Annotated in this window: 16 protein-coding genes; 13 read left to right on the plus strand and 3 right to left on the minus strand. The window is 70.6% G+C overall.

What is annotated here, in order from left to right; genetic code table 11:
• Positions 1–15 precede the first annotated feature (15 nt).
• The 4 genes from ACFSZT_RS11005 to ACFSZT_RS11020 all read left to right on the plus strand — a co-directional run bounded on the left by ACFSZT_RS11005 (position 16) and on the right by ACFSZT_RS11020 (position 5,998).
• Positions 16–1,764: an ABC transporter family substrate-binding protein gene (locus ACFSZT_RS11005; protein WP_377384325.1), complete on the plus strand. Its 1,749-nt coding sequence runs from the start codon at positions 16–18 to the stop codon at positions 1,762–1,764.
• Positions 1,765–2,101: 337 nt separating this feature from the next.
• Positions 2,102–3,865 carry an ABC transporter family substrate-binding protein gene (locus ACFSZT_RS11010; protein WP_377384327.1) on the plus strand — a complete coding sequence of 588 codons (1,764 nt, stop codon included), beginning with the start codon at positions 2,102–2,104 and terminating at the stop codon, positions 3,863–3,865.
• A gap of 182 nt (positions 3,866–4,047) precedes the next feature.
• On the plus strand, positions 4,048–5,064 hold the full coding sequence (locus ACFSZT_RS11015; RefSeq protein WP_377384329.1) for an ABC transporter permease: 1,017 nt from the start codon (positions 4,048–4,050) through the stop codon (positions 5,062–5,064).
• A 1-nt stretch (position 5,065) separates the two neighbouring features.
• Positions 5,066–5,998: an ABC transporter permease gene (locus tag ACFSZT_RS11020; protein WP_377384438.1), complete on the plus strand. Its 933-nt coding sequence runs from the start codon at positions 5,066–5,068 to the stop codon at positions 5,996–5,998.
• 133 nt (positions 5,999–6,131) lie between these two features.
• Here the strand turns inward: ACFSZT_RS11020 and ACFSZT_RS11025 are convergent, their stop codons facing one another.
• Positions 6,132–7,916 carry an ABC transporter ATP-binding protein gene (locus tag ACFSZT_RS11025; protein WP_377384331.1) on the minus strand — a complete coding sequence of 595 codons (1,785 nt, stop codon included), beginning with the start codon at positions 7,914–7,916 and terminating at the stop codon, positions 6,132–6,134.
• A 113-nt stretch (positions 7,917–8,029) separates the two neighbouring features.
• Between ACFSZT_RS11025 and mshB the strand changes: the two genes are divergently transcribed.
• From mshB to ACFSZT_RS11040, 3 genes are read left to right on the plus strand one after another with little or no spacing between them, the layout of a single operon-like run.
• Entirely contained in the window at positions 8,030–8,869 is an 840-nt protein-coding gene (gene mshB, locus ACFSZT_RS11030; protein WP_377384333.1) for an N-acetyl-1-D-myo-inositol-2-amino-2-deoxy-alpha-D-glucopyranoside deacetylase, read from the plus strand.
• Positions 8,866–9,288, plus strand: a complete 423-nt coding sequence (locus tag ACFSZT_RS11035; protein ID WP_377384334.1) for a hypothetical protein — start codon at positions 8,866–8,868, stop codon at positions 9,286–9,288. The genes mshB and ACFSZT_RS11035 overlap by 4 nt, the downstream gene beginning before the upstream one ends.
• 3 nt (positions 9,289–9,291) lie before the next feature.
• Positions 9,292–10,059, plus strand: coding sequence for a hypothetical protein (locus tag ACFSZT_RS11040; protein ID WP_377384336.1), 768 nt, complete (start codon positions 9,292–9,294; stop codon positions 10,057–10,059).
• Here ACFSZT_RS11040 and ACFSZT_RS11045 read toward each other — a convergent pair.
• Positions 10,053–10,832, minus strand: coding sequence for a site-2 protease family protein (locus tag ACFSZT_RS11045; protein ID WP_377384338.1), 780 nt, complete (start codon positions 10,830–10,832; stop codon positions 10,053–10,055). The two genes, ACFSZT_RS11040 and ACFSZT_RS11045, sit on opposite strands and share 7 nt — an antisense overlap.
• A 280-nt stretch (positions 10,833–11,112) precedes the next feature.
• On the opposite strand from ACFSZT_RS11045, the gene ACFSZT_RS11050 reads away from it, so the two are divergent.
• Together ACFSZT_RS11050 and ACFSZT_RS11055 are read left to right on the plus strand one after the other, a co-directional pair.
• The gene (locus ACFSZT_RS11050) at positions 11,113–11,397 is read left to right on the plus strand and encodes a WhiB family transcriptional regulator (protein ID WP_377384340.1); all 285 of its coding nucleotides are present in this window, start codon (positions 11,113–11,115) and stop codon (positions 11,395–11,397) included.
• Between the two features lie 72 nt (positions 11,398–11,469).
• Positions 11,470–14,796: a glycosyltransferase gene (locus tag ACFSZT_RS11055; RefSeq protein ID WP_449301412.1), complete on the plus strand. Its 3,327-nt coding sequence runs from the start codon at positions 11,470–11,472 to the stop codon at positions 14,794–14,796.
• Here the strand turns inward: ACFSZT_RS11055 and ACFSZT_RS11060 are convergent.
• Entirely contained in the window at positions 14,780–15,250 is a 471-nt protein-coding gene (locus ACFSZT_RS11060) for a metallopeptidase family protein (protein ID WP_377384442.1), read from the minus strand. The genes ACFSZT_RS11055 and ACFSZT_RS11060 overlap by 17 nt on opposite strands.
• Before the next feature lie 91 nt (positions 15,251–15,341).
• Between ACFSZT_RS11060 and ACFSZT_RS11065 the strand changes: the two genes are divergently transcribed.
• The 4 genes from ACFSZT_RS11065 to ACFSZT_RS11080 all read left to right on the plus strand — a co-directional run bounded on the left by ACFSZT_RS11065 (position 15,342) and on the right by ACFSZT_RS11080 (position 18,542).
• On the plus strand, positions 15,342–15,695 hold the full coding sequence (locus ACFSZT_RS11065) for a DUF3499 domain-containing protein (protein ID WP_377384342.1): 354 nt from the start codon (positions 15,342–15,344) through the stop codon (positions 15,693–15,695).
• Between the two features lie 159 nt (positions 15,696–15,854).
• Positions 15,855–17,207, plus strand: coding sequence for a phosphomannomutase/phosphoglucomutase (locus ACFSZT_RS11070; RefSeq protein ID WP_377384344.1), 1,353 nt, complete (start codon positions 15,855–15,857; stop codon positions 17,205–17,207).
• Between the two features lie 17 nt (positions 17,208–17,224).
• On the plus strand, positions 17,225–17,461 hold the full coding sequence (locus ACFSZT_RS11075) for a Trm112 family protein (protein ID WP_377384346.1): 237 nt from the start codon (positions 17,225–17,227) through the stop codon (positions 17,459–17,461).
• The gene (locus ACFSZT_RS11080) at positions 17,451–18,542 is read left to right on the plus strand and encodes a hypothetical protein (protein WP_377384348.1); all 1,092 of its coding nucleotides are present in this window, start codon (positions 17,451–17,453) and stop codon (positions 18,540–18,542) included. The genes ACFSZT_RS11075 and ACFSZT_RS11080 overlap by 11 nt, the downstream gene beginning before the upstream one ends.
• Positions 18,543–18,567: the final 25 nt, after the last annotated feature.

Raw genomic sequence — 18,567 nt, forward strand, 5'->3', positions numbered from 1 at the left:
AGGAGGGGCAGCGGCGTGCGCACGACCGGTGGGAGAGCGCGGGTACGGCTGCTCGCGCTCGTGTTCGCGGTCGTGGCGACGGTGCTCGCGTCCTGCACCAACACACCGCCGCCGCCCGTGGTCAGCTCGCCCGTGGTGCGGACGTCGACGCCGCCCGCCGAGACGCCGTCGCAGATCTCGGTGAGCGTGGACGACATCGTCGGCGGGTACAACCCGCACCACCTCGCCGATCAGTCCACCGTGACCTCGGCGCTGGCGCAGATGCTGCTGCCGTCGGTGTTCCGTCCCGACGAGCAGGGTGAGCTGCAGCTCGACGAGAACCTCATGGTCTCCGCCGAGGTGACCGCGCACGACCCGTTCACGGTGTCCTACGAGATCCGGCCCGAGGCCGCGTGGTCGGACGGGGCGCCGATCGCCGTCGAGGACTTCGTCTACCTCGTCGACGCGATGAAGTCGCAGCCGGGCGTGGTCGACGCCGCCGGTTACCGGCTCATCTCCGGCATCCAGCCCGGCGCGGGCGGCAAACAGCTCGACGTCGTGTTCAGCGAACCCTATCCCGGCTGGCGCACGCTCTTCGACAATCTGCTGCCCGCGCACCTGCTCAAGGACGCCCCCGGCGGCTGGCAGGGCGCGCTGACCGACAGCTTCCCGGCCTACGGCGGCCCGTTCGCCATCAAGACGCTCGACAAGGAGCGCGGCGAGATCGTGCTCGAACGCAACGAGCGGTACTGGGAGAAGCCCGCCGCCGTCGACCGGATCGTGCTGCGCCGGGCCGACCAGCCGGGCATGGCGGCCGCCCTGCGCAGTGGTACCGACCAGCTCGCGCTCGCCCGCACCGACGCGACGGGCATGGAGCTGTTGTCCGGTCTCGGCGAGGACGTCGAGCTGCACACCGTCGCGCGGCCGTACGTGGCCACGACCCTGCTGCGACCGGTCGGCGTGCTCGCCGACGACCAGGTGCGCGCGGGGGTGGCCGCGCTGATCGACCGCGACCGGCTCATCGAGGAGGGCACCCGGGGCGGGCCGTCGGCCGGCTTCCGCGCGGGTGCGCACGTACTCCCGCCGTCCGATGAGGACTATGCGCCGACCATCCCGCGGTCCGGGTCCCCACGACAGCCCCAGCCCCGCAAGGCGGAACGGCTGCTCGCGGCGGCCGGGTACACGCGCGAGGCCGGCACCTGGACCCGCGACGGGCAGCCGCTGTCGGTCGTCGTCGCCTCGCCCGGTCAGCAGGAGCCGTACGCGAGCATGGCCGAGGAGCTCTCGCGACAGCTCATCGCGGCCGGCGTCGAGGTCACGACGGTGAACCCGCCCGCGCGGGAGCTGTTCACCAGCCTGCTGGTCCCCGGCCAGCCCGCCAATGGTGGCGTGGCCGTCGACATCGCGGTGGTGCCGCAGCCGGTGAGCCACGACCCGGCCTCCACACTCGCCTCGTCGTACGGCTGCGCGCCCGGCTGGGCGGAGCGGGCCCCCGGCGACGACACCGAGCCCGGTGACGGCCCCGGGCAGGCTGCCGCGAACACGGCCGCCTACTGCGACGAGGTGCTCCAGCCGGCCATCGACGGCGTCCTCACCGGTGAGCAGCCGCTGTCCGAGGGGCTGGCCACGACCGAGCCCGCGCTCTGGCAGAGCAACGTGGCTATCCCGCTGTTCCAGCCCGTCGACACGCTCGCCCTCACCCGCTCGGTCGCCGGCGTCAGCCCCGGGCCCCCGATGGCCGGGCCGTTCTCCTCGGCGGTCGACTGGACCCGCGCCACCCGGTGACGGATCGGTCGCGATCCGTCCGCGATCGGTGGGTCAATCGCCCACTTCGCCTCCTGCCGGGGCCGGTGAGCGGCTACATTGCTTGTCGTCATCGGTCGATCGGCCGGTCGGGATGTTTACCGAACGTAGTATCTGGATGTCCGGACGCAAGATGGAAGTCACCCTTTGGTCACGATCACACGGTAAGTGGTGACCGGCGGTGGTTTTCCTTCTTAGCGTTCCTCCGCAGTGCGCCAATCGAGTGGCTTGGCGTGTCATAAGCTCCGGTCCAATTCCGGAGGGGTGGGCCGCCTCGGTCCGGACAACCAGGGGCCCAGTGCTAGGAGGGCACACGTAAATGAGGAGATCCAAAGTAGTCTCCGCCTTGTCGCTGGCGGCCGCGTCCGCGCTTGTGCTGAGCGCCTGCGGCGGTGGTGACGGGGGAGACTCGGGCAGTGGCTCGACCACCGATGTCAAAAGCATGGCGGTGGGCAAGGCCCAGCAGGGTGACACCTTCAAGCTCGCCGATGTTCCGGAGAGCGAGCCGGTCACCGTCGCCGTCGACGAGGGCTACTCCGCGTACAACAACAACACCGCGGACGCCAACAGCTCGTACAACAACTACGTGCTCACGTCGGTCATCGCCGGTCCCACCGTGCTGGACGGCAACAACAAGGTCCTCCTCAACGGTGACGTGATGGAGTCCATCACCAACCCGTCGAAGGACCCCTTCGTCGTCGAGTGGAAGGTGAAGCCGGGCGTCAAGTGGTCCGACGGCGACGCCTGGGACTGCCGCGAGTTCTACCTCGCCTGGCTGGCCAGCAACGGCAAGACCGAGGGCTTCAACACCGCGTCCACGACGGGTTACGACCTCGTCGAGCAGGCCCAGTGCACCGACGATCGCACGTTCCGGGCTACCTTCAGCGAGCCCTACATCGACTACAAGGGCATGTTCGCCGACGTCCGGCTGATGCCCGCGCACATCGTCGAGAAGCAGACCGGGATCTCCGACATCCGCCAGGTGCAGCCGAACACCCCGCAGGCGAGCGAGGTCGCCAAGTTCTGGTCGGGCCAGTGGAAGGGCTTCAAGAAGGACCTGATGCCCGGCTCCGGTCCGTACAAGATCAAGTCGTTCGACCAGAACTCCGACACGGTCGTCCTCGACAAGAACCCGAACTGGATCGGCGCCAAGGGCGGTCCGAGCGAGGTCACGATCCGGGCCATTCCGGACACCAAGGCGATGGCCACCGCGCTGCAGAACGGTGAGATCGACGTCGCCGCCTCGACCCAGCCGGACGACACGGCGGCCAACACCCTGAAGAACCTCGAGTCGCAGGGCGTCACCTACGGCTCCGCGCCGCAGCTGACGTTCGAGCACCTCGACCTGAACTACAACCGCCTGTTCGCCGACGAGGCCGCCCGCAAGGCGTTCTTCCAGGTCGTCAACCGCGAGGAGATCGTCAACAAGCTCCTCAAGGGTGTCCAGCCGGACATCGCCCCGCTGAACAGCATCGTGTTTTTCAAGGGCGAGGAGGGCTACGAGGACCGCTACAGCGACAAGACCAACAAGGGTGCCCAGGCCACGATGCAGACCCTCGAGCAGGGTGGCTGGACCAAGGGCCCGGACGGCATCTACCAGAAGAACGGCCAGCGGTTCTCGGTCGCGATCTCGCACAACGAGAACGAGCGTCGTAGCCGCACGGTCGAGATCATCCAGTCGCAGGCCCGCAAGGCCGGCATCGAGATCAAGGACGACACCGACCCGAACTTCCTCAAGGGCCGGGTCGACAAGGGTGACTACGACATCGCCCTGTTCGGCTGGTCGTCGGCGCCGTTCAAGGCCGAGCAGAAGACCATCTACATCACCGGTGGCGGCCAGAACTGGCAGGGTCTGAGCGACCCGAAGATCGACCAGGCGTTCAACGCCGCGACCTCGGCCACGACCGAGGAGGAGGCGCGCAGGCACTACATCGAGGCGGACACGGCGCTGGCCAACCAGCACGCGACGCTGCCGCTGTTCGAGACCCCGTCGATGTGGGCCTTCCGCGGAATCGACCGGGTGTACATGCAGTCGTACAACGGTGCTCTGTGGAACGTCGGCGAGTGGGAGCGCACCGAGTAGCCAAGGTCGTTTTCCTCGCTGAACGAGTCATCGACTGACCGTCCCGACGTCGGGGGCGCAGACCACCGTCTGCGCCCCCGACGTCCGACGGAAGTAGCTGTTGTCGCCTTCCCGACCCCCACTATCGTGGCCGCGGGCAGTGGCGAATAATTCCGGGCTGAGCCCGGACTAGGAGCAAGTCGTTGAACCTGGTTGTCTATATCCTTCGCCGATTGGCGATCTCGATTCCGATCCTGCTGGTCGGAAGCTTCTTGGTGTTCGTGATGGTCGCGGCCGCGGGTGACCCCCTCGCCGAGATCAGAAACCAGCCGAACATCAACCCGGAGTCGGTCGCCGCGCTCGCGCACGAACTCGGCCTCGACAAGGGCATCGTCCCCCGCTACTTCGATTGGCTCGGTGGCTTTCTGACCGGGGACTGGGGCATCTCCATCGCCCAGGGCTCGGCGATGGAGGAAGTCTTCCCGAAGATCATGAGTGCGTTCTGGGTGACCATTCGCCTCGTGCTCGCCGCCGAGATCATCGCGCTGATCCTCGGTGTCGCCGTCGGCGTGCTCGCCGCGGTGAAGCAGTACTCGCCGGTCGACTACGTCGCGACCACGCTGGCGTTCCTGTTCTTCTCGATGCCGATCTTCTGCGTCGCGATCGTGCTGAAGACGTACGCCATCGACCTCAACGTCCTGATCAACGACTGGGGCTGGGACGAATGGCTCGGGAATCCGTTCCTGAAGACCACCAGTCCTGAGTCGCTCAGCGGCGACGGATTCGGCGACCTGGTCGTCAACTACATCGGTGCGTTCGCCCTGCCGACGCTGTCCATCATGTTCATCAGCTTCGCGGCGTACAGCCGATTCCAGCGTTCGTCGATGCTGGAGACGCTGAACATGGACTACGTCCGCACCGCGCAGGCCAAGGGCATCTCGCAGACGCGGGTGATCTTCCGCCACGCGTTCCGCAACGCCCTGATCCCGGTGACCACGTTGTTCTCCGTGAACTTCGTGACGGTGGTGACCGGCGCGATCATCACCGAGCGGGTCTTCAACTGGAACGGCATGGGCACGGTGCTCGTGGAGGCCGTCAACAAGAACGACCCGAACGTGATGATGGGCTGGATCGTGGTGATCTCCATTTCGGTGGTCGTCGCCAACCTCATCGCAGACCTGGTGTACGGCATTCTGGACCCGAGGATTCGCGTTGGCTGACATGAACTCGCTGGTGACCGGCGCACAGACCGGTGCCCAGCCTCCGATCCACGACGGCGAACTCGGCACCGAGGCGCTGCCGGAACCGCGCAGCCAGGGTTCGCTCGTACTCCGGAAGTTCCTGCGCCACAAGCTGGCGATGGTCAGCCTGGGCGTGCTCGTGCTGATCACGCTGGTCACCCTGATCATGCCGATGTTCTGGCCGCACGGGTACTGGGACGCCTCGTTCCCGTCCTATGAGGAACCGAGCGCGGAGTTCCCGCTCGGCACCACCCAGGTCGGCAAGGACATGGTGTCGCAGGTGTTGCGCGGCACCCAGTTCTCGTTGCTGATCGCGCTGACCGTGGCCGTGGTGGCGACGTTGATCGGTGTCGTGTTCGGTGCGCTCGCCGGGTACCTGCGTGGGTTCGTCGACTCGGCGATCTCGCGGCTGACCGACCTGTTCCTGATCATCCCGCAGATCGCCGCGGCGGCGATCCTGGTGAAGGTGTACAGCGGCAGCTGGTACATCGTCGCCATCGTGCTGGCGTTGTTCGCGTGGATGCCGATCGCGAGGATCACCCGCGCCGAGGCGATGTCGTTGTCGCAGCGGGAGTTCATCGAGGCGGCTCGGGCGTCGGGCGCCGGCACCGGCCGGATCGTGTTCAAGCACCTGGTGCCGAACATGGTCGGCACGATCACGGTGAACGCCACGCTCGCGGTGGCACAGGCCGTGCTGGCGGAGGCGGCGCTGTCGTTCATCGGTCTCGGTGTGCAGTCGCCGGACACCTCGCTGGGCCGTGTCATCTCCGAGAACTACGCCCAGATGCAGGGCCGGCCGTGGCTGTTCTTCGGACCGTTCATCGTGCTGGTGCTCATCTCGCTGTGCATCAACTTCATCGGTGACGGGCTGCGCGACGCCTTCGATCCGCGCCAGCGTCGCGTCAAGGCGTAGCACCGGACACCTCGGACTCGCGACGGACGGGCCACTCGCCGGCCGGCGAGTGGCCCGTTTCGTGTTCGTGGCCGCCGATACGAAACGGCCCTGCCCGAGCTCGGGCAGGGCCGTTGTCCGGTCTGTCGCGCTCCTAGTCGCCGACGGGGGCGAGCCTTCCGGCCTCCCAGGCCTCGCGGCGTTCCCGCTGGCGCGCCGGATCGGCCACGGGAGCCGCCGAGAGCAGCCGCTTCGTGTAGTCGTGCTGCGGCGAGTGCAGCACCTGGTCGCGGGTGCCGACCTCGACCAGCTTGCCCTTCTGCATCACGGCGACGCGGTCGGCCAGCAGGTCGACGACCGCGAGGTCGTGGCTGATGAACAAGCACGCGAACCGCAGGTGCTGCTGCAGGTCGAGGAACAGGTCGAGCACCTTGGCCTGCACCGAGACGTCGAGGGCCGACGTGGGCTCGTCCGCGATGAGCAGCTTCGGGTCGAGCGCCAGTGCCCGGGCGATCGCGACACGCTGCCGCTGGCCGCCGGACAGCTCGTGCGGATACCGGTTGCGGTAGTGCCCGGACAGCTGCACCTTGTCGAGCAGGCTGGTGACGCGGGCGGTCAGCTCCTTGCCCGCCAGGACCTTGTGCAGCACCAGCGGCTCCGCGATCGACTCGCCGATCGTCATCTTCGGGTCCAGCGTGGACGCCGGGTCCTGGAACACGATCGAGAAGTACCTGCGCAACGGGCGCAGTTCCTTGTTGGACAGCTTGGTGATGTCGCGGCCCGCCACCGAGACGACGCCGGAGGTCGGCTTGAGCAGCCGGATCGCGCAGCGGCCGACGGTGGACTTGCCGGAACCGGATTCGCCGACCAGGCCGAGGATCTCGCCGCGGTCGATGTGCAACGAGACGTTGTCCACGGCGCGGATCTTCTGCTGCCGGGAGCGGCCGGGGAACTCGAGCACGAGGTCCTTGATCTCCAGCGCGGGCGCGCCCTCCTCGACCTGGCCCTGCAGCTCGGCCTCGGCGATCTTCAGCCGCTCCTCGACCGCGGCGTCCTCGGTGTGCGCCGACGCGGTGGCCGGTCCGTCCTCCAGCAGCCGCCTGCCCTCGGGGCGCTGGCCCAGCACCGGGACGGCGGCCAGCAGGCGCTTGGTGTAGTCCTCCCGCGGGTTGCGGAACAGCTCCTCGACCGGAGCCTGCTCGACGATCTCGCCGTTGTACATCACCACGACCCGGTCGGCGAGGTCGGCGACCACGCCCATGTCGTGCGTGATGAGCACGATCGCCGTGTTCAGCGTGTCCCGCAGTTTGCGCAGCAGGCCCAGGATCTCCGCCTGCACCGTGACGTCGAGAGCGGTGGTCGGCTCGTCCGCGATGATGATCTTCGGGTCGCACGCGATGGCCATGGCGATGACGACGCGCTGGCGCAAGCCCCCGGAAAGCTGGTGCGGGTATTGCTTGAACCGCACCTTCGGCTCCGGCACGCCCACCATCTCGAGAAGCTCGATCGCGCGGGCGTCGGCCGCGCTCTTGGCGAGGTCCTGGTGCGCGCGCAGCGACTCGCGGAGCTGCCAGCCGACGGTGTACATCGGATTCAGCGCCGTCATCGGCTCCTGGAAGATCATCGCCACGTCGTTGCCGCGATACTTGCGCAGCTGCTTGGCCGGCATGCCGCCGAGGTCGACACCGTCGACCTTGCGCAGGCCGCTGATCTTCGAGGTCTTCGGAAGCAGGCCCGGCACGGACATCGACGTGACCGACTTGCCCGATCCCGACTCGCCGACGATCGCGAGGATCTCGCCCGGCGCGACGTCGAACCCGATGCCCTTGACGGCCTCGACCACGCCGTCCTCGGTGGAGAACGAGATGAAGAGATCCGAAATGGACAGGACGGGTTCGGCCGTGCCCGACGGGTACGGCGATGTTGCTTCAGTGCTCACCAGAAGCCCTTCGTGGGGGGTACGGGTGCCACGGTGTGTGGTCGTGGACGTTGGCGCGAGAATAGTCGAGACGCGCGCGCGTGTGGACCTGACTAACGAACTAATCTTAAGCCGTGATCTCGGATGATGGGCGCAGGGTGCTGCTGGTGCACGCGCATCCGGACGACGAGAGCATCACCACCGGCGGCACCATCGCGCGGTATGCGGCCGAAGGGGCACACGTGACCGTTGTGACGTGCACCCTGGGTGAGGAGGGTGAGATCATCCCGCCCGGCCTCCAGCAGCTCGGCGCGTGGGCAAGTGACCAACTGGGTGGCTACCGGGCCGGGGAGCTGGCCGCGGCCGGCGCCGCGCTCGGCTGGACGGAACACCGCTACCTCGGCGGCATCGGCCGGTGGCGCGACTCCGGCATGGCGGGCACGCCCTCGGCCGAGCATCCGCGCGCGTTCGTCGGCGGTTCGGTGCGGGAGCAGGCACGCCAGCTGCTCGACATCCTGGACGAGCTCCGGCCCCAGGTGGTCGTGACCTACGACTCCTTCGGCGGCTACGGGCACCCCGACCACATCCGGGCCCACGAGATCACGATGGAGGCAGCGGCCCGCGCGGAGTCGGTGCGCCGGGTGTTCCACACGGTGTCCTCCGCGACGGCGACCGCCCGCGGCCTCGCCGAGCTCCGCGAGGCCGGCGACGACGTGCCGTTCCGCATCCCGCACGATGGCGAGCTGCCCACGACGCCCGACGAGAAGATCAGCACGGTCGTCGACATCGGTGCTCAGCTGGACCGCAAGTTCGCCGCGCTCGCCGCCCACGAGACGCAGATCAGCGTGGCCGAGAACTGCTTCGCGCTGTCCAACGGCATCGCCCAGCCGGTACCGCCCGCCGAGTACTTCGTGCTCGCCTCCGGGCCCGCCGAGGGCGCAGGCACCGACCTGTTCGGAGGACTCGTTCCGTGACGCGCACACCGGCCGCCGACCTGGTCCTCCTTGCCGTGCTCGCCGTCGACGCGGTGCTGCTGGCGGCGCTGGAGCTGTTCTACCTGCCGCTGCGCCTCGACGGCCTCATCCTGCCGCGCGTCGGCGACGTCGCCTTGCCCGTGTCGGTGCTGGTCGCGATGGTGACGACCCCGCTGCTGGTGTCGGCCGCCGCGCGGCTGGGCAACCGGAGGCTTGGATTCGTGCCGCTGGCGGCCTGGCTGCTGACGCTGCTCGTGGTCGGAGTGACCGGCCCTGGGGGCGACACGGTGCTGCTGGCCGACTGGCGGACGTTGCTGTTGCTGGCGGGTGGAACGTTGCCGGGTGCGCTCGCGGTGGGCGGCACCCTGGGCCGGGCCACCCGGCTGGCGCGGGAAGCCCAGCTGAGCCGGAGGAGGTAGCCGATGGCGGAGGCCATCACCGATCGGCAGGTCGTCGCCGTCCTGCGACCGTTCGTGCGGGCCACCGCGCCGCTCGTGGACGCGCTGCGGGAAGCGGATCCGTTCGGAGTGGTCGCCGGAGAGCGCGAGCGGGCCGTCATCACCGAGCCGAAGCTGCGGGACCGGCTCCTGACCAGGCTGCAGGCGGTGAAGGTGCCCGGGACGCGGGCGTGGGCGGCGATGGACGTCGGCGACCGCACGAACTGGTGGATCAACCGGGTCGGCCGGTTCACCTCCCTGGTCACGGCCGTGCCTGGGCTCGGTGGTGCGCTCGCCGACCGGCTGCCGGTGCAGGACACGCTCGGCGCGGCGAGCCAGGGGCTGCTGCTGTGCGCCATCGCGGGAGAACGCGGGTGCACCGACGTGGGCGAGCGGGTGCGTCTGGTCGCGTGGGTGCTGTTCGAACGCGATATCGACCGCGAGCTCGCGTGCGGCACGCAGGCCGACCGCGCCGCCGAGGACGCCGAGACCGAGAAGCTCACCGAGGAGCTCGACGCCGCGTCGCGCAAGCACGGCAGGGCCGGCCTGAAGGTGGTCGCCCGCACGTTGTGGCGGCTGGGCCGTTCGCTGCTGGCCGTCACCGACGAGCTCGAGAAGCGCCCGCACGGCCGGTTCTACCACCGCGCGGTCGGCATGCTCCCGGTCGTCGGCATGGCAGGCGACTACCTCGGCGAGCGCTCCGCGCTCAAGCGGGTGGCGCGGCGTGCCGAGCAGTGGTTCGAGGCTCAGTAGCGCCAGAACATGAACGACATCTGGCCGAGCTGCGAGTAGCCGACGTCGCCGCCGACGGTGCCGAAGATGGTGTCGGCGAGGTCCCACAGCACCTGGGCGAAGCCCGGCACCGCCAGGATCAGGGCGAACAGCACCAGCGGCGCCCACGGACGCGCCTTCGCGCCGAACTCGCGTGCCTGCGGCGAGAGGTACGGCTCGATCGCGCCGTATCCGTCGAGGCCGGGCACCGGCAGGATGTTGATGACGAACGCCAGGATCTGCAGCGACGCGAGATACGACAGGCCGACGGCGAGTCCGTCGGGCAGGTCGAGGAACGCGACCGCCACCGTCAGCACGACGCCGAGCGCGAGGTTGGTGAGCGGTCCCGCCAGCGACACCCACGACGACACCGAGCGCGACCGCAGCGCCCACTGGTTGATCCACACCGCGCCGCCGGGCAGCGGGATGCCACCGATCGCGAGGATGATCAGCGGCAGCACGATCGAGAGCACCGGGTCGGTGTAGCGGCGGATGTCCATCGACAGGTAGCCCTTGTGCGCCACCTCGTGGTCACCGCCCCGGTAGGCCACGAAGGCGTGCCCGAACTCGTGCAACGTGAGCGAGAGCGCCCAGCCGCCGAGCACGAGCACCACGATGCCCAGCGTTCCGAGTGCGTCCCGGCCGGTGAGTGACTCCGACCACGGCGTCACGAGGGCGGTGAGTACGCCGCCGGCGACCGTGACGAGCAGGATGACGTAGAAGATCAGGCTGGGGCGGACCACGGAACGTTGCACGCCCCCATCCTGTCGCATGCGTCGTGACGCGTGTGTCGGGTCCGGCGTGATCCTGGTGATGTTTCCTCGGCGTGTCCGCTTGCGCCCGGAGGCCGAAGTATCCCCCAACCTTGCTACTCCGCTTGACCTCGCCGGACTACACAGGTGTAATCACATTGATGTCATTCGCTGTCGTTAAGGGGGGCAGCGTCTGGCACGGGACACCGCCAGCCTGGGAGTGCGTGAGAGCGAGGAGGCGGACGTGCGGTTGGACATTAGTGGAAGGGAACGGGGGCACGCCATGGATTGGGCGGGACACCCGGAAGACGAACTGGGTGTTCTCACTGATCTGCTGGACGTCACCGACGAGCAGGACTGGCAGGAACGCGCACTGTGCGCGCAGACGGATCCCGAGGCGTTCTTCCCGGAGAAGGGTGGCTCCACCCGGGAGGCCAAGCGGATCTGTCAAGGCTGTGAGGTCAAGAACGACTGCCTGGAGTACGCGCTCGCCCATGACGAGCGGTTCGGCATCTGGGGTGGTCTCTCGGAGCGGGAGCGGCGCAAGCTCAAGAAGCGCGCTGTCTGACGGGGCGGTTCGGGGCACGTCGTAGGGTGAGCGCACCCGACACCCGCGCTTGCGTGACACACGGAGTGGTACTTGCCCCGGACGCCCATGCCGCCGTCGGTGCACTCCGCACCGATCCTCGCGATTCTGGTGTGCCACAACGGTGAGGACTGGCTGCCCCTGACGCTCTCGGCGTTGCGGCGCAGCACGGTCCGTCCCCGGCACGTGCTCGCCGTGGACACCGGCTCGACGGATCGCACGCCCGAGTTGCTCGACGAGGCGGCGCGTGCGGAGGGCACGCCGGCCCAACGGGTGCTCGACGGCGTCGTGACACTGCCCGCGGACACCGGGTACGCCGCGGCCGTGCGGCACGCCGTCGCCCACGCCGTCGAGCGCTGGGGCGAGCCCGGTGAGTGGATCTGGCTGCTGCACGACGACAGCGCGCCCGAACCGGACTGCCTCGACACTCTGCTGCGCGCCGCCGACACGTCGCCGTCGGCGGCCGTGCTCGGCCCGCTCGCGGTGGACTGGACCGATCCCCGGCTCGTCGTCGAGGCAGGACTGTCCACCGACGCCTCCGGACACCGGCAGGCCTCCGTGCCGGGCAGGCTCGGTGACCAGGACTCGCCCGAGCAGAGCACCGAGGTGCTCGCGATGCCCAGCGCGGGGTCGCTCATCCGCATGCGGACGTGGGAGTCGCTGGGTGGTTTCGACCCGGACATCCCGCTGCTGCGGGAGGACATCGACTTCGGCTGGCGCGTGAACCTGGCGGGCGAGTTCGTGCTGTGCGTTCCGCGGGCACGCCTGCGGCACGTGCGCGCGACCGGCACCGGACAGCGGACGGCAGGCGCGCTGCCCGCGGAGCTGGGTTCGGTGGCCGCGGCCGACCGTGTCCACGGGCTGCGCACGTTCCTGCTGAACTGCTCGGCGTTGGCGTTCGTGCTCGGCGTGCCGCGGCTCGCGTGGTTGTGCCTGCTGCGTGCGGTCGGGTTCGCGATGCTGCGCAACGGGACCCGCGCGCGGGCCGAGCTCGCCGCCGTCGGTCACCTGCTCGGTGGTCTGCCGGACCTGCGTGCCGCCCGGTCGGGCCGCGCGCACGGGTCGGTGCCGGGGCTGTTCACGAGTCGCTTCGCCAGGCTGCGCAACGCCGTGCGCGGCGGGGTCGAGCACCTCGTGCGCAGGCGGGTCGCCACCGAGGCCGCACTCGGCCGGTTGCCCGAGACCCCGGCCGACGAGGAGTCGGCGTGGATCCCGCCGGAGGTGCGGTACGCGCGTCCGGTGCCAGTAGGCCCGGACGCGTTGCCGGCCGGCGCGCGGCGCGCGTTGCGGGCGCGGTCGACCGGCCTGCGCAAGCCAGGCGCGGTGATGGCGGTGCCGGTGCCCGAACAGTCCGAAACGGACACCACCGGGGACGGCGCGGGACCGCCCGCACGACCGTCGCCGGGCGTCACCGCCGAGCCCGGACTGGTCTTCGTGGAGCTCGACCGGCGGCGGATCCTCGCCGCGACGGTGTTCGCTCCGCCCGTCCTGCTGGCAGTGGTCCTGACCGCCCTCGGCCTCGTGCTGAACGGCACGCGGCTCGGTTGGGACCTCGCGGGCGGTGCGCTGCTACCGGTGGGCGACCTGGCGCAGGTCTGGTCCACCTACCTCGACGCCTGGCACGCCGTCGCGGGCGGTACGGCGAGTGCCGCGCCCACGGGCATGGCGGTGCTCGGGCTGCTGGGAGCGCCGCTGGCCCCGTGGGGCGGGCCTGCCGCGCTGGTGGCCGTGCTGCTGATCGGCGACCTGCCGCTGTCGGCCCTGGTCGCCTATGCCGCCACCCGGCGGTTGCGCGTGGACCGCCGGGTCCGTGCGGGCGCCGCGGCCGCGTACGCGCTCCTGCCCGCCGCGACGGACTCGGTCGCGCACGGCCGGGTGGACGTGGTGGTGGTGCACATCCTGCTGCCCGCTCTCGTGGCCGGGATCGTCTCGGTGCTGACGCGCGCCGACGTCCGCTGGCTCAGCACGAGCGCGTTGTGCGCGCTGACCCTCGCCGTGGTGAGCGCCTTCTCCCCGCTGACGTACGGGCTGGCGCTCGCCGGTCTGCTGATCGGGTTCGTGGTGCTGCCGCCGCCGGGCCGCCGCCCGGGCCGCGGGATCCCCGCCGTGGCGCTCGTCGTGCTGCTGCCGCTGGTGCTCCTGCTGCCGTGGCTGCCGACCGTGTTCGCCCACCCCGCGCTGCTCCTGCACGGCATCACCGGCCCCGCCGACCCCGTCTCGGCCACCGGTGTCCTCGGTCTGCACCCCGGAGCCTCCGATGCGCTGCCGATCGGGCTGGCGCTCGTGGTGGCGGCGATCGTGGCGGTGATCGCCCGGCCGACGACGCGGCTCGTGCCCGGAGCAGCGCTGGTGCTGCTCGGTGCTGCCGGAGTCGCGGTGACCCAGGTGGTCAGGCTCGAACCGGTGACCGGCGGTGACCCGGCTCCCGGCTACGCGGGCGTGCCGCTGCTGGTCGCCGGTGCCGGGCTGGTCGTCATGGTGCTCGGGGCCTCGGTGCCCGGGGTGAGGACGGCGACGCGACCGCTCGTCACGGCCGGCGCGGTCGGCGGCGTCGTCGTGGTGGTCGCGCTCGCCGCGGGCGGTCTCGTCGACGGCCGCGACGGTCCGCTGCGGGCAGGCGGCGGCACCCGGCTGGCCTCGTCACCGGCGGAGGAACTCGCCGCCACCGGCCGCGGTGTGCTCGTGCTCGGCGCGGACGGCGAACCCGACCGGCTGGTGAGCGGACGGTCGCCGAGGTTCGGCGACGACGCGCTCGCCGCCGTCGCCGGAACACCGGAACGGCTCGCGGGGTGGCACCGCGACCTGCTCGACGGCTCGCGGGAGGCGCTGACCTCGGCCGCGGCGGCGGGCGCGCTGTTCGTCGTGCTGCCGCCCGGCGAGTCGGGCGACGAGCTGCGGCGCAACGCGGGCGACCTGGTCCGCGACACCCCGCCGACCAGCGACGGCCGGACGGTCCTGCGGCTCGCGCCCACGTCCGGGCAGGTCACGCTCGTCTCGCCGGAGCAGGCGCGGCGGGCCGTCAGCGGCAGCGCCCCCAGTGACGAGCTCATGAGCGGCTCGGCGATCGCCGCCGTCGACGCCCGGCTGCCTGAGGTCCGGGTGCGGGTCTCCGACGGCCCGGACGGGAGGCTGCTCGTGCTCGCTGCCGAGCACGAGCCGGGCTGGCGGGCGAGGGTCGACGGCAGGCAGGTGCCGATCGTGCCCGCGTGGGGTCATCAGGTGGCGGTCTCGGTGCCGCCCCGCCAGTCGGAGGTCACCGTCGAGTACTCGTCGGCCACGCACAACGTGCTGCTGCTGGTGCAGGTGGCCGCGCTGCTGTTCACGGTCCTCACCGCCATCCCCGGGCGGCGGCCGGAGGGCGGCGTCACTCGCCGTCGATGATGTCGGGCTCCACGCCCAGGTAGGCCGCGATCTGCTCGACGAGCACGTCGTGCACCAGGTCGGCCAGCTCGCCGGGGTCCTTCGCCCTGGCCTCCAGCGGACGCCGGTAGAGCACGATGCGCGCGCGGGTCGGCAGGCCCGCGCGGTCCACGCCCGCCGGCACCAGCCGGGACAGCGGCACCGCGCCGTCGTGCAGCACGCCGTCGTCCTGCGCGGGCGGCACGGACGAGCCGTCCGCGGGCACGTCCGGAACGTCGTCGACGGCCACGTCCAGCTTGGTCAGCTCGGTGCGCCACCGGGCCTCGATGGGCTCCAGCGCGTCGAGCACGAGGGCGTCGAACTTCTCGGCGCGGCTGGCCGCGGCGGGCAGGCTCGCGGGATACAGCGGCCCGCGCAGCCCCCGCCCGTGCCGGTCACGCCGGATGCGCTTCCGGTGTCGTGAGCTTCGAGCCATCGCCACGTGGGGAAGGGTACGCGGTCCGGTGACGAGCACACCGGTGTGTCATCGCCCGCCACCGACTGCCGACCGGCTATCGTGATCAACCGTGCGGAGCGTACGGAAGTGTTCGCGGACGGGCTGCCTCGAGCCCGCGGTCGCCACGCTGACCTACGCCTACAGCGACTCCACCGCAGTGGTGGGACCTCTCGCGACGGCGTCGGAGCCCCATTCCTACGACCTCTGCGAAGCGCACGCCATGAGGCTGACGGCGCCCCGCGGCTGGGAGGTCGTCCGGCACGAGGGGGAGTTCTCGGCGCCCGAGCCCTCCAGTGACGAGCTGACGGCGCTGGCCGAGGCGGTGCGCGAAGCGGGCCGCACCGACCCGCCCCCACCCCCGCAACACACCGAGCCGACCTCCGGCAGGCGCGGGCACCTGCGGGTCCTTCCCGGGCGCTCGTAAGCCGCGCCACCCCGACGGCGGACGGTGCCACTGCCGGCACGCCGCGTCACGTCGCGCGGGACGGACGGGCGGTGCTCGGGTGACGGTCGGGCAGGTGGGTAGGCTTCTCGCGAGTACCGAGGCTCGGGGAAGCCACCATCGGACGATCGGGGAGAAGGCGTGTCAGACCTGTCGGCCATCGTGAAGGCCTACGACATCCGTGGCGTCGTCGGCGAGCAGCTGGACGCCGGGCTGGTCAAGGACTTCGGAGCGGCGTTCGCCCTGCTCATCAAGCCGGACTCGCCGTCGGTGGTGGTCGGCCACGACATGCGGGAGTCCTCGCCGTCGCTGGCCGCCGCGTTCGCCGAGGGCGTGACGTCCCAGGGCCTCGACATCGTCTCGATCGGCCTGGCGAGCACCGACGAGCTGTACTTCGCGTCGGGCAAGCTCGACATGCCGGGCGCGATGTTCACCGCCAGCCACAACCCCGCCAAGTACAACGGCATCAAGCTCTGCCGGGCGGGCGCGGCACCCGTCGGCCAGGACAGCGGCCTCGCCGAGATCCGGGACACGGTCGAGCAGGGCGTGCCGGCGTTCGCGGGGCAGCCCGGCACGGTGACCGAGCGCGACGTGCTCTCCGACTACGCCGAGTACCTGCACTCGCTCGTGGACCTCTCCGGCATCCGGCGGCTGAAGGTGGTCGTCGACGCGGGCAACGGCATGGGCGGCTACACGGTGCCGAAGGTGTTCGAGGGTGTCCCGGTGGACATCGTGCCGATGTACTTCGAGCTGGACGGCACGTTCCCCAACCACGAGGCCAACCCGCTCGACCCGAAGAACCTGGTGGACCTGCAGGCCAAGGTGCGGGAGGTGGGCGCCGACATCGGCCTCGCCTTCGACGGCGACGCCGACAGGTGCTTCGTCGTGGACGAGCACGGTGACCCCGTGTCACCGAGCGCCGTGACCGCGCTGGTGGCCGTACGCGAGCTGGCCAAGGAGCCGGGCGCCACGATCATCCACAACCTCATCACGTCGAAGGCGGTGCCGGAGATCGTCGCCGAGCACGGTGGCCACGCCATGCGCACGCGGGTGGGTCACTCGTTCATCAAGGCGAGGATGGCCGAGACCGGCGCCATCTTCGGCGGCGAGCACTCCGCGCACTACTACTTCCGCGACTTCTGGCGGGCCGACACCGGGATGCTCGCGGCCCTGCACGTGCTGGCGGCGCTGGGCGAGCAGGACGGCCCGCTGTCCGAGCTGACCAGGAAGTACTCCCGCTACGCGGCCTCGGGGGAGATCAACTCCACCGTCGACGACCAGGCGGGGCGCCTGGAGGCGGTCAAGGCGGCGTTCCGGGAGCGCAGCGGCGTCACCATCGACGAGCTCGACGGGCTCACCGTCGACTTCGGCGACCGCTGGTTCAACCTCCGCGCGTCCAACACCGAGCCGCTGCTCCGCCTCAACGTCGAAGCGCCCGACGAGGCGGGCGTGAAGGCACTGACCGACGAAGTTCTGGCGATCGTTCGCGCCTAGCGTGGTAAATAGGAAAAATGGCCGTCACCCTTGATGCGCAGCTGCTCGACATCCTCGCGTGCCCGTCGCCGGACCACGCGCCGCTGAGGCCCGGCACCCCGGAGGACCCGGCCGCCGACGCGCTCACCTGCACGGCCTGCGGACGTGTGTTCCCCGTCCGCGACGGCATCCCGGTGCTCCTGCTGGACGAGGCGACCCCGCCGACCCGCCCTGAGCCGGACTCACCCGACGAAGCCAGTTCCGATGGTGCTTGACGACACGATCCTCGACGATCCCGCGCGGCTGACCGAAGCCGACGGGTCCGGCCTTCTGCGTGCCACCGCGATGGCGGGTGCGCAGGTGCGCTCGACCATCGAGGCCGCCGCGGAGCTGGAGCTGTCCGACCGGCTCGACATCGGCCGCCCGCGGTCGCTGGTGCTGATCGTGCGGCCCGGCGTCAGCCACAGCGTGACGAAGCTGCTGACGGCGTTGCTGGCGCCGTCGTGCCCGGTTCCCGTCGTGGTCAGCGACGTCGTGCCGTCGTGGGTCGGGGCGCTGGACGTCGTGCTGGCACACACCGACGATCCGTACGACCGGGAGCTGGCAGCCTCGCTCGAGCGCGCCGCCCGCTACGGCGCCACGGTGGTGCTCTCGGCACCGCCGGACGGTCCGGTCGCCTCGTCGATCGCCGGCCGCGGGCTGTTGCTGGCTCCGCGGGTGCTGGTGCCGCCCGAGCTGGCGTTTCCCAGAGCGCTCGCGGCGGGGCTGCTCACTGCGAACACGCTTGGCCTGCTCGTCGCCGACGTCGAGGGGCTCGCCGACCGGCTCGACAGCGAGGCCGAACGTTGCCACCTCGGGCACGAGTCGTTCGTCAACCCGGCCAAGGCGCTGGCGCTGCGCATCGCCGACCACACGCCGCTGCTCTGGGGACTCGACCACGTGGGCGTGGCCGTGGGTCACCACGCGGGGTACGCGCTGGGCGCGCACGCCGCGATCGTCGCGGACGTGGCCGAGTACCGGCAGGCGCTCGCCCGCCCGGCGCTGCACCGCGTGGCCGGGCAAAGTGGCGACGAGCGCAACATCTTCGCTGATCCGGACGACTCAGAGACTGAAGCCCCGCCACCGCGGGTGTTCCTGCTCGCCGTACGCACCGGACCGGCCGCGGACGGCGCGCGGTACCGAGCCAACGAGATGTTGCCGTCAGCCGATGTGCTGGCCCCTGCCGAGGAGATCGAGGCCGACGACGCCGGTTGTGCCGCCGCGCTCGCGTTGCGGTTCGAGCTGGCGGCGGTCTACCTGGGCCTGGCGGCAGGCACCATTGGGGGAACCGGCCGGTACACGCCGGTGCCTGCGTGACGCCGACGATGAGAACGGCCGGATT

Source organism: Prauserella oleivorans (genome assembly GCF_042685745.1).
GTDB lineage: Bacteria > Actinomycetota > Actinomycetes > Mycobacteriales > Pseudonocardiaceae > Prauserella_A > Prauserella_A oleivorans.

Bases quoted from the DNA above. Each gene is read 5' to 3' on its own strand.
- ACFSZT_RS11010 (WP_377384327.1), top strand. From the start codon at position 2,102: ATGAGGAGATCCAAAGTAGTCTCCGCCTTGTCGCTGGCGGCCGCGTCC.
- ACFSZT_RS11020 (WP_377384438.1), top strand. From the start codon at position 5,066: ATGAACTCGCTGGTGACCGGCGCACAGACCGGTGCCCAGCCTCCGATC.
- ACFSZT_RS11040 (WP_377384336.1), top strand. From the start codon at position 9,292: ATGGCGGAGGCCATCACCGATCGGCAGGTCGTCGCCGTCCTGCGACCG.
- ACFSZT_RS11050 (WP_377384340.1), top strand. From the start codon at position 11,113: ATGGATTGGGCGGGACACCCGGAAGACGAACTGGGTGTTCTCACTGAT.
- ACFSZT_RS11060 (WP_377384442.1), bottom strand. From the start codon at position 15,250: ATGGCTCGAAGCTCACGACACCGGAAGCGCATCCGGCGTGACCGGCAC.
- ACFSZT_RS11075 (WP_377384346.1), top strand. From the start codon at position 17,225: ATGGCCGTCACCCTTGATGCGCAGCTGCTCGACATCCTCGCGTGCCCG.
- ACFSZT_RS11080 (WP_377384348.1), top strand. From the start codon at position 17,451: ATGGTGCTTGACGACACGATCCTCGACGATCCCGCGCGGCTGACCGAA.